9 protein-coding genes are annotated in these 11,345 nt (G+C 54.3%); 2 read left to right on the forward strand and 7 right to left on the reverse strand.

What is annotated here, in order from left to right; genetic code table 11:
• Positions 1-279: 279 nt before the first annotated feature.
• The 4 genes from JW885_16670 to JW885_16685 form a co-directional block, all read right to left on the reverse strand.
• Positions 280-2,127, reverse strand: coding sequence for a PAS domain S-box protein (locus JW885_16670; protein ID MBN1883798.1), 1,848 nt, complete (start codon positions 2,125-2,127; stop codon positions 280-282).
• A 218-nt stretch (positions 2,128-2,345) separates the two neighbouring features.
• Entirely contained in the window at positions 2,346-3,707 is a 1,362-nt protein-coding gene (locus tag JW885_16675) for a B12-binding domain-containing radical SAM protein (protein MBN1883799.1), read from the reverse strand.
• Positions 3,704-6,232 (reverse strand): MMPL family transporter, encoded by a 2,529-nt coding sequence (locus JW885_16680; GenBank protein ID MBN1883800.1) that lies wholly within the window; start codon positions 6,230-6,232, stop codon positions 3,704-3,706. The genes JW885_16675 and JW885_16680 overlap by 4 nt, the downstream gene beginning before the upstream one ends.
• A gap of 118 nt (positions 6,233-6,350) precedes the next feature.
• Complete coding sequence (locus JW885_16685) at positions 6,351-6,551, reverse strand: DUF1858 domain-containing protein (protein ID MBN1883801.1); 201 nt, start codon at positions 6,549-6,551, stop codon at positions 6,351-6,353.
• A 109-nt stretch (positions 6,552-6,660) separates the two neighbouring features.
• Between JW885_16685 and JW885_16690 the strand changes: the two genes are divergently transcribed.
• On the forward strand, positions 6,661-8,775 hold the full coding sequence (locus tag JW885_16690; GenBank protein MBN1883802.1) for a VWA domain-containing protein: 2,115 nt from the start codon (positions 6,661-6,663) through the stop codon (positions 8,773-8,775).
• 69 nt (positions 8,776-8,844) lie between these two features.
• On the opposite strand, the gene JW885_16695 is transcribed toward JW885_16690, so the two are convergent.
• The 3 genes from JW885_16695 to JW885_16705 are packed head-to-tail and all read right to left on the reverse strand — an operon-like array spanning position 8,845 to position 10,624.
• Positions 8,845-9,282 carry a MarR family transcriptional regulator gene (locus JW885_16695; protein ID MBN1883803.1) on the reverse strand — a complete coding sequence of 146 codons (438 nt, stop codon included), beginning with the start codon at positions 9,280-9,282 and terminating at the stop codon, positions 8,845-8,847.
• 47 nt (positions 9,283-9,329) lie between these two features.
• Positions 9,330-9,812, reverse strand: coding sequence for a c-type cytochrome (locus tag JW885_16700; protein MBN1883804.1), 483 nt, complete (start codon positions 9,810-9,812; stop codon positions 9,330-9,332).
• The gene (locus JW885_16705) at positions 9,791-10,624 is read right to left on the reverse strand and encodes an inositol monophosphatase (protein ID MBN1883805.1); all 834 of its coding nucleotides are present in this window, start codon (positions 10,622-10,624) and stop codon (positions 9,791-9,793) included. Before JW885_16705 ends, JW885_16700 begins: the two co-directional genes overlap by 22 nt.
• 89 nt (positions 10,625-10,713) lie before the next feature.
• Here JW885_16705 and JW885_16710 point away from each other — a divergent pair, with 89 nt between their 5' ends.
• Positions 10,714-11,253 (forward strand): hypothetical protein, encoded by a 540-nt coding sequence (locus tag JW885_16710; GenBank protein ID MBN1883806.1) that lies wholly within the window; start codon positions 10,714-10,716, stop codon positions 11,251-11,253.
• Positions 11,254-11,345 lie beyond the last annotated feature (92 nt).

An 11,345-nucleotide genomic window follows, 5' to 3' on the forward strand; every position in this document is an offset into this window, starting at 1 on the left:
GGTGGAGCTGTTGGACACGGAGCTTGCCCTGACGCAGGCGAAGCTCAATTACATCAACGCGCTTTTCAACTTCGAAGAGGCCCACGCCAGACTCTTATCCATATTGGGTGCGGATACGATGGAAATAGTGACGGAATAACGGCATCGGGATGGAGGTATGAGCGCTTTGAGCAACCTCTCAGAAACATGTACAATAGGCGAAATACCGTCCCGGACGATTGAAACACGAATGCGGCCGCTGGGAATTGACAATCCGAATTCCACAGGCCGCGTTACTTTTTAGATCGGAAAAGAAAGCGTCACCTTCGTACCGTCTTCCGGTTTGCTGGAGATATCAAGAGACCCGCCGTGCTCTATCATGATGTCCTTACATATGAAAAGCCCCAAGGCGATGGCGCCGTGTTTTCCCATGAAATGCGCGTGTTTCACTGCATCGAGCATCTCCCGTTCCATGCCGACGCCGGTATCCCTGATGATAACGAGAACGCTCTTACCCCTCTTCTTCGTGGATATCTCCAGGGTGCCGCCGCCGTTCATTGCGTCATTGGCGTTATTTATCAGATGCAACAGCGCCTGGCGAAATTTCCCCGGATATATCGGCACCTTTGAAACCCGAGAGCTCAACTGCGTCTCAATGACGATGTTGTTTTCGTTGAGCCCCGCCCGCACCACCGGCAACAGATTTTCGATCAGCTCGTTGATATCGGTAATTACCTTGTCATCCACCTCGAATGAATAGTAGAGGCTGATTTGGTCCAGTAAATCACGGGCGTTGTCGAGATCCGTTTTTAGGCGGCGAAGATTTGAGGAAGCGGAACCCTCCTCGGTTATATGGTTTTCCAATAAGGTCAGGCAATTCTGCATGCCGAGCATAGATTTTTTCAGTTCCCTGGCCATACTTGCGGACAAACGTCCGGATGCGGTCAGCGCCTCCCGTGCGATCAACTCCCTCAGCATGAGCTTTTGGTGAGTGATATCCTGGGCGAAAACCGCAAGACGTTCGACCTCGCCGTGTTCGTTGATGATCGGAGAAATTGAATGCCGGTAATGTATTCCCTTGTTCTCATCCTCGAAGACAATCGTTCTCTTGGATTCTATAGCATGCTCGACCTGAGCCTTGCGAAATGATGCGATGTGGTGTGGCATCAAATCATAAATTTTCGAACCAACGATATCATCGATCATACAACCGATTTTTTCGACGACCTTCTCGTTGATATCGATGACCGTTCCATCGGTTTCCATCAAAAACGCCATATCCACAATCGTGTCGAGCAAAGCTCGGCTGGTCGCCTCGCTCTCCTTCAGCGCCCGCTCCGCCTGGAGACGCTTGCTGATATCCTGGATCATCAGAATGATGTCCGATTTCTCCTCTCCACTCAATACGAACCCGGCAACGATCAGATCGGCGGCCCTCCCCGCCTGTGTATCGATGGAAACGGTGATGGAGTGCGATCCGATATCCCTGACTTCATTGAAAAAGGACTTGAACTGACGGCGATTTTTTCTCCCAATAACGTCGAATACGCTTTTGTCTTCAACATCTTCAAACGACAGTCCAAAAATCGATAAAAATCTCGGATTCGTCGAAACAATCGTCCCGTCCTCGGCGAGAATCACCATGCCCATCGGCGAATGGCTCAATATCTCTTCGAAACGATCATGGGATTGCCTGAGCTGGGAATCCTTTTCACCCATCTTTTTGTGATACAGCTCGTTAAGATTTTCGAGCTTATTCTCAATCCGCACTCGCTCCGTTACATCCTTGAAATGGATGATGTGATGTCGCCGTGCCCCATTCGGGTACCGGTAATGGGTTATCTCATATGACTTCTTTAAAGACTCGGGGGTTTTATCAAGAATGCCGCATTCCGCCGTCTTCTCGTCCGGGCCGACCAATAGAGGACATCCTTCGCACATTGTCTGATTATGCAATATATCCCGATAGCAGATTTTTCCGGGGGCGTCTTTGATATCCACACCAAGCATGGCGGCCATAGTGGTGTTGATACGCCTGATGGTCATATCGTCATCCACCATACATATCGGATCCGAGATGCTGTCGAATATCGCCAGCAACTCTTTTTGTGACGCCGATATCTTTTTCCGTGTGGTGAATCGAACCATTTTTCCACTCAACACAGCCCGAGGTGAATAACAGACGGGTGCCTCCATCTCAGGCAGAGAAAGACAGCATGGATGTCTTCGCGATCTATCTATATGATAATTATAAGGAATCAGGCAAGAATTATATACGGTCGGATCACATCATAGCGTTTCTCTGTCACGAATCGTGTGATGTATATCACATTCTGACACTATTTATATTTTTTCTTCACCCGTGATTATTTGCTCCAAAAAAATTCCCAGATTTTCTTGATCGTCCCCATTCCCACTCCCCGGCTTCGAAAACGGCTCATCAGCGCGACAAAGATTCTTTTCAATGTAAAATAGAACGAGAAAAAGGCCCGCTTGAGCAATCGCTCGGTCCGGCCCGGCGTCAGGTAGTCCAGACGCATAACCGCATGGAGGCAGTCGAATTTCTCCCAGTTGTCCTCGAATATCCTCCAGCCGTGCTCCCGATAAAGTTTCGTGCCCGGATACGGGGTCAGAATGGAATACTGCGCCCCGCCCAATCCGAGCTGTTTTGAATACCTGATGGTGTTCTTCACCATCGATGCGGTCTCATAGGGCCAGCCGATGATGAAGCTCCCCATGGTCTCGATATCATACTTCTTCAAAAGACCGACGGCCCGGGCGGCCTTGTCCGTCGTCGACCGCTTTCCGAATTGTTTAAGGGTTTCGTCGGACGCGCTCTCTATGCCCATAAACACGTACCGGCACCCGGTCTCGGCCATGCGACGAACCATCGTCTCATTTTTTACGATGATATCGCTCCGGGAAAAACACCACCAGTAGATATCGAGCGATCTTTTTTCTATTTCATCGCATATCCGTATCACCCGTTCCGGATTCATGGTGAAATTGTCATCCATAAAACAGACCGCGCCGAACCGGTGGCGATGAACAATCTCTTCTATTTCACGGGTGATATTCTCCGGGCCGCGGGTGCGCCAGACGGTCCCGGAAAAAACCGAGGAAGAACAGAAATCGCAATTGTGGGGACACCCCCTGCTGGTCACCATCGATGTGATATGACGCCCCCCCAGGGTGAGCCGTCGATAGGAATCCATGCCCATGATCTCCCGGTCCGGAAACGGCAGGGCATCGAGGTGTTCCGGGGGGGGGCGGTCCGAATTATGGATGATTTTGCCGTTTTTCACGGTACTGATGCCCAAAATGCCTTCACAATCATCTCCCCGATCCAGGGCGGACAACAGATCCCCAAAGCTCTCCTCGCCCTCACCCCTGATCACGTCATGACAGACGCCGCCGGCAAGGAGGTCATCCGCGACAAACGTTGCGTGAGGGCCGCCCAACACCACCCGCGCCCCGGCCCTCATCGCCTCACCCGCCGCCTCCAGCGCCCGATGATAACGGGAGGTATCCATGGTGACGCCCACCAGGTCGTATCGGGAAAGACCTTCGAGCCCCTTCCCACCGGTGACGTTCAAATCGAGGATGGTCACCTCGTGGCCCATATTCCCGGCCACCGCCGCCAGGTACCCAAGACCCAGCGGGGGGAGGATGAATCCGAGCCGATGGTATACATCCGGCATGAACGGATATACCAGCAGAATTTTCATTGTGTACCCCCCCGTTCGCGCTCCTCCGACGGTGCTTCCTTATCGCGCCGTCCTTCGATGACGGCCATCAGCGCTCCGGTGATGAACAGTGACGACACCAGACACAGCGTCACCCCCAGCACGGACACCATACCGATACTTGTCAATCCGCCGTATCGTGCGAACACCAGTGAGCCAAACCCGAGGACGGTGGTGACGCTCGTCATGATCACCGCCCTGCCGGAAAATACAAGGGCGTCGGTCATCTTTCCGTTTTTCTTTTCCATGAATCTGTGGAAGAGATGTATATTATCATCAATACCGATCCCCACGACCATGGGAGCAGCCACCACGTTGGCGAAATTGAGGGAAACGCCCAAAAGCTTCATACACCCGAGCATCCACACGACGCCGCATCCGAGGGAGAGCATACAGACACAGACGGTCCTGATATTGCGAAACTGTATCAGGAGGGCGAAAAAGACGCCGACGGCGGCGATTATGGTGGCCAGGATAAAATCTCTTGTGACGATTTTTCTGGTCTCCGCCAGCACCAAGGAGATGCTCGCCACCTCGACATCCGGCGCCGTCTTTTTGAGCCTCGCAACCAGCGTCCTGTCGATATCATCGGTCCATACGCCGCTCTGAGGATAGGCAAAAAGCGTCACCCGCCATGTGTCGCCGTCTCTCCCGATATATTTTTGGATATACTCCATGCCGGGCGTACCCTCGAGATCGGTGATCGTAATCGGCGCCACCCCGCCGTCCGCGAACACCTGAAGCTCCTCCTCGAAATCAGAAAAAGCCGCCTCCGAGAAGCCGAGCCGATCCCTGCTCGTCTTGAAATCTTCAAGGACGGCATCAAGATGAAGGCCGTCGGTTCGGGAGAGATTTTCCCGCTGCCGTTTTACCGACGGCAGCCATGCCTCGGGACCTTCAACCGAAGACACCTCCACATAGTCAAGAAGAATCGACCGCGCCCCCTCCGACGCAACAAGGGCTGTCTCCAGGTCGTTTTCTGTTACGGTTACGATGATCTCCGAGGACGATCCCGAGAAAATCTCCCAGATGTTTTCCTGGGTTGTGAAAATCGCGCCGTCATCCGGTCGAAGCTCGTCCATATTCGTGCTGAACCCGACACCCAGGGCGCACCAGCCCATGAAAGCCGTCAGCACGGCCGCAGCGCACAGGATGACGCCCCTGTGTTTCTGTATAAACGGGGCGAGCCGCTCCATGCCGAACAGGGGGACGGACATTTCTTTCGCAGGCAACTTGTATATCTTTCGCGCCCGGACGATCAGCGCCGGCAGCACCGTGAAGGTCGTCAGCAGGGTCATCAGGATGCCCACGCCCCCGAGAACCCCCAGCTCGCTCAATCCCTTGAAACGGGTGAAGGCCATGCCGAAAAAGGCAATGGACGTGGTGACGGCGCCGGTGGAGATCCCCACACCGGTCTGGGAGAGGGCCGTCGTCAGGGCATGCTGGAGGGGCAGTCCCTTGGCCTCCTCCTCCACGAGCCGGTTGTAGAAATGTATGGAGAAATCTATCCCAAGTCCCACAAGAATCGCGCCGAACGCGGCGGTGACCATATTCAAATGCCCCATCGTCCAGCCGGCGAATCCCAGGGTCCAGAAGATTCCCAGGCCCAGGGAGGTGCCCACGAAGAGGAGAAAGCGAAGCCGTCGGAATATCAGGTAAAAACAGGCGAGCACCAGTATCATGGACGTGATCATGGTGGCGATGAGGTCACGTTTGATGGTTCTGGCGTCGTTGACGGCGATGACATACCCCCCGGCGTAGGAGACCGTCACCTCGGTATGCCCCATGGCGGTTGCGGCCTCTATCGACGCTCGATCCATCTCCGAAAGCAGCCGCTCTCCGAAGAGGGTATCCTGGGGCGGGCCGTTCGGCCGCACCAGCATCAAGAGGTGTTTGTGATCGGATGAGAGAAAGTACCCCGAGGATGTATCCATACGGAATCCGCCCTCGCCGGACATGAAACGCTTTTCCATCACGGATAGAAATCCAAGGGGGTCTTTCGTTATCAGCAGCCCGCCCGCGCCGGAGGAGGCGGGCGTCACAAGGAGCATCCTGGCGGCCGTCAAGGCCTTATCGATATTCTCGCGAGTGAGCCTTTCCTCGATCTCAATAAAATCGCTTTCCGTGAGAAAGAGAAATATCCTCGGCAGGTAAAATGAGAGGAAGAAGGTTCTATCAGTCTCTTCGATGCGGTAGCGAATCTCACCGACCATGCCGGTCTGTTCGATGCGGGATGCAAACTCATCGGAGAACGCCGTCAGCGTCCCCACATCCTCGCCTGTGCACATCACGACCAGATAGTCCAGGGTTCCCATCCGCTCCATCGAGGCCACGTAATCGCCCACAGCCTCGTTTCCCTCGGGCAGCATGGACGCCACGTTCGATACCATGCCGAGTCGAAACACACCGAAGAGAGACAGGACGCTCACGAGCGCGGCCAAAAGCAGCACGGGTATATCATATCGGTACACCGTTTGGGCCAGAAATTTCAGCAGGCGCTCTCTCATAATACCCTCATGGGAAATAATATACCGTGAACAACTCACACAATCCAAAAAACAGACGGTTCACGGCACACCATGCCCCGGACCGTCATACGTCATGCACTTTCTTTTTAAAAAATGTCTATGCCTCGGCACTCACCACCCGGTTCAACTCACGGAGTATCTCATGTACATCCAGATCGTGGGCCTTCAGCCCCTCCTCCAGGCTCTCAAACGAGGCGGCCATGCAGTGAAGGCACCCAAGACGATACTTTTCAAGCACCTCAACGGCAGCGGGGTAGTCTTGAATGATTTCCTGTATAGACATATCACCGGTAATCATGACTCACTCCCTTTTTTTTGTTACTATAACACAAAACGGACACCGGGACAATTTCCGGGAACAATTTATCCAACAATTCTGTCCTACAAAAAAAACGAAAGGACGTCATATGAAATTAAAATATGCCATTATTACACTGTGTATCTGTCTCTGTGCGGCGGGGACGGCTTTCGCCGACGGTATCATCATCATCGACCCGCCCCCCCACCCTTCCCGTCCCGTCGTTCCCCTGGAGGTGAAATCCCATCTCGTGCACACCACCATCACCGACCAGGTCTCCGTAACCCACGTTGACGAGGTATTCTACAACCCCAACGATATGGAGCTTGAGGGAACGTTTCTCTTTCCGATCCCCGAGGGGGCGTCGATCACCGATTTTGTCCTCTACATCGACGGGAAACCGGTATCCGGCGAAGTCCTCCCGGCGTCCGATGCGAGGAAGATATACGAAGACATCGTGCGCACCATGAAGGACCCGGCGCTTTTGGAATACGCACACCGAAACCTCTTCACCCTCAAGGTCTACCCGATCCCGGCCAACGGTACGCGACGCATTGAGCTGACGTATACCGAGACCCTCGCCGCAGACTTCGGCATGATCTCTTATAACTATCCCCTGAACACGGAGAAGTATTCCTCCGCCCCCATCGACGACGTATCGGTGGATGTGACCATCTCATCGTCGTCCCCCATCAGGAGCGTCTATTGCCCCAGCCATGACGCCGACATCATCAGAAAGAATAACGGCGATGTCATCGTTTCCTACGAGGACACCCGGGTGCTGCCCGACAAGGACTTTCTCGTCTATTACAGCACGGGGGGGGACTCCCTTGACGCGTCGCTGCTGACCTATAAAGAACGGCGTGAGGACGGATATTTCCTCTTAATCGTCACTCCCGAAACCGAAGCGGAGCACACACAGCATCTTCCGAAGGATGTCACCTTCGTGCTGGACACTTCGGGGAGCATGAAGGGAGACAAGCTCATCCAGGCGAAGAACGCGCTCGAATTCTGCATCGATTCTCTCAATGCCGAGGACCGATTCAACGTCATCCGCTTTTCAACGGATATCCAGCGGTTCACTCCGTCACTGGTTTCGGCCGATCGAGAGAACAGGTCGGACGCCCTCGATTTCGTCGATGAAATGGTGGCCCGGGGCGGCACGAATATACACGACGCCCTTATCAACGCCATCGATGACGGAGAGGATACACACCGCCCCCACATGATCGTTTTCATCACCGACGGTGAGCCGACAGTCGGTGAGACCGACAATGAAAAAATCATCAAAAGCGTCACCGGGGCGAACGACGGTGCATCCCGGATATTCGTCTTCGGCGTGGGCGAGGATATCAACACACACCTCTTGGATAAGATTTCTCAAAAAAATCACGGCGCGTCCGACTATGTGACCCCAACCGAGGACATTGAGGTCGTCGTTTCCAATTTCTTCACCCGGGTCTCAAGCCCCGTCCTGAGTGATGTAACGATCGACGTCACCGGGGTATCCATCTCGGACATCTATCCCCAGACGATGCCGGACCTCTTCGCCGGGATGCAGCTCATCGTCGCCGGACGCTACAGCGGCGGGGGAGGCGCCACTATCATCCTGAAGGGACGCATGGAAGAAAAGGACGAGGTCTTTGAATTCCCGGTGACGTTCGAGGGAGAAGACGACGCGTATAACTTCATCCCCCGGATCTGGGCGACCAGGAAGATCGCCTATCTCCTGGATGAGATTCGCCTCAACGGGGAACAGAGCGAGCTGGTTGAGGAGGTAACGGAGCTGGCCAAGGAATACGGCATCGTGACGCCGTATACCAGCTTCCTCGTAACCGAGGACAAGCGGCAGGGTTTTGAACACTTCGCCCCCGGCGCGGACGAATCCGAAATGGACATGATGACGGCCCCCGGCATGCTGACCGAAGAGCGGGGCGGCTTCGCACTAAAATCCGCGGAAAAGATGAAATCCCTCAAGGAGACGAACACGGTTGCGGATTCCGGTCTTATGAGCATCAAACAGGTAGGCGATCGGACGTTCTTTTTCAGGGACGATATCTGGATCGATTCACGATACGACGAGGGAGCGGGCACAACCGACCTGAAGTTCGACAGCGACCGCTACTGGGATTTTCTCTCCGACCACCCGGACGCCGGCAAATACCTGGCCCTGGGAGAGAGCGTGATTTTCGAGTACGACGGGAGCTGGTACCGCGTCAGATAACAGCATCGGCGGAAAAATTCCTTTAGACACATACGAACCGGCGGACGGCAGATGCCGTCCGCCGGTTTTTCATCGCATCAGGAGCACGAGTTTTCTGAGCACCTCGTAGATCTCCACCTTTTCCTCAAGGGAGAGTCCCCGCAGCTCATCGAAAAGCTTGATACGATATCCGGAGGGAGACGCCTTGATGATCTGTTCGCCGGTAATCGTCAAAGACACCATCACCCTCCGGGCGTCCCGGGCGTCCTTCTCTTTCGTGACAAATCCCTTCCGCGCCAGTCGATTCACATACCCCTCGATGGTGGTGATGTGAAGCCTGGTCAGCGTCGCCAACTCACCCAAAGAAAGGTTCGGATTTTCTCCGACGGCCCGAAGGATTTCCAACTGTGACGCCGTGACGTCATACCCCTCCTCGAGGAGTCGTCTCGTATATTCCTTTCGTATGCCGTCGAAATCATCCAGCAGGCGGGAAATGAGATAGTAGATGTTGTCTTCGGTAATGTCCATGACGGTAAATATTAGGCATGCATAGTAATATCACCGCACACCGTCCGCTAAAACCCCCGAACATAGTCGTACAGGTCTCGGAGGTAATTGTCCGGCATGGAATACCGGGGCATATCCATGCTCATATCCGTGCTGTTCGGTTTGATGCCTATTCTCACGATATCCGAAAACTTCTCATACGACACCGGGCCGCCGTTTTTTACCAGCCTCACGATGTTCGGAGGGGGAATATCCACATCCTCCACGTCTTTTTTCCCCTTTCCGTTCTCACCGTGACAGGACGCGCACCCATGCTCCTCGTATATCAACCACATGGGACCGCCCTGAAACGGTATCATCTTTCCGTCGACGTCCTTCCCGTAGGTGTAGATATTCAGTCCGTTTATCGGGTCGGCCTTGTAGTTGTATGTCTCATCGGTCACCCGCACCGTTTCTTTCGCCCGCCGTTCCTGTACGGCGGACCACAGCAGCATGACGATAAGCATCGACAGCAGCATAAGAAGCATGGCTATCTGGCGTCTGTATCCCATCGTACAAGATCCGTACCGCTCATCGCCGTTCTGACGGCCTTCAAGAGGAGCGGAAAACATGCGGCGGAAGCACCCAGGGTATTTCCGGAGTCAAGATACCCGTCTTCGCCGTCGAAATCACTAACCGTGCCGCCGGCCTCCAGAACGATGAGGCTTCCCGCGGCGACATCCCAGGAACTCAGCCCCAACTCCCAGAACCCGTCCACCCTGCCCATTGCAGTATAACACAAATCCAGCGCAGCGGCGCCCATTCGTCGTATTCCCCCGGTTATATCGGTAACCGCTCGGAAGGATTTCAGATATGTATCCATATACCGGCGATTCCTGAAGGGGAAGCCGGTGGCGATCACCGATCGAGAGCGGTCATAACTCCGATTGACGGAGACGGGACGACCGTTGAGAAACGCCCCGCCCCCCCTCGCCGCCGTAAAGAGCTCGTCCCGACAGGGATCATACACCGCTCCCGCACAGATGACACCCTCCTCCATGAATCCGATCGACACGCAGTAGTGGGAGATATCATGTACGTAGTTTGCGGTGCCGTCGAGGGGATCGATAAACCAGCGGCGCGCATTGTTCCTTCCCCGGACGCCCGATTCCTCGGCCACTATGGAATCCTCAGAGAATACGCTCGTGATGCACTCGGTCACGAGCCGCTCAGACTCCCTATCCGCCTCGGTCACAAAATCCCCGATCCCCTTTTCATCCACCTGAAGATCGCCGGCGTCACAGCGTCTTTTCAGGAGATATTCCCCCGCCGTCCGGACGGCACTCACCGCAACGGTCAATTCCCGTTCAAAATTCTTTCCCATGCGTCCTCCGGCCGATTACATCGCCGTTGCGATTCTTGCTTGCAAATACCGTCCGGTTCGCTACAATAGTCACAGGAGGTACGATATCCATGAAAAAGATAATTGATGACAAGGATCAAAAAATCCTTGCACTTATTCCAAAACTGAAGGACACCTTCAAATCGAGCGAATTCATCGAGGCGTTCAAGACCGCCTACCCCGAGGATTACGAAATGCTGGAGCAGCGCTTCATCCACGACGAGCGGCAGACCCGCAGCCTCGATTGGAAAAAGAACACAATCCCGACGCCGGAAAAATATCTCGTCAAGGCGATCAAGGATTTCGCCAAGGGCCACCCGACCACCCTCAAGCACACCGCAAAGGGATTCAAGAAGCCGGCGAAACCGGCGGCCGGATCGTCAACGCCGAAGACAGCCACGAAGCCTGTGAAACCGAAACCCGCCGTTAAAACGGAGCCGAAAAAGACAACGACGAAGCCGAAAACGACCGAAAAGCCGGCAAAATCAAAGACCGTCGCAAAAGCGGAGCCGAAAAAAACAGCAACAAAGCCGAAATCGACCGAAAAGCCGGCGAAGCCGAAATCCGCCGCGAAATCGGATGCGAAAAAACCGGCGGCGAAAAAGAAGTAGTTACAACTGTCCTGAACGAGACTTGAGTTGACAGTGGCCGTACCTCCCGGCATGTCAATGGCGGTTACACAGTCATAACCTGCCGATCCAGA

The sequence above is a fragment of the Candidatus Zymogenaceae bacterium genome, assembly GCA_016931225.1.
Classification (GTDB): Bacteria; Desulfobacterota; Zymogenia; order Zymogenales; family Zymogenaceae; genus JAFGFE01.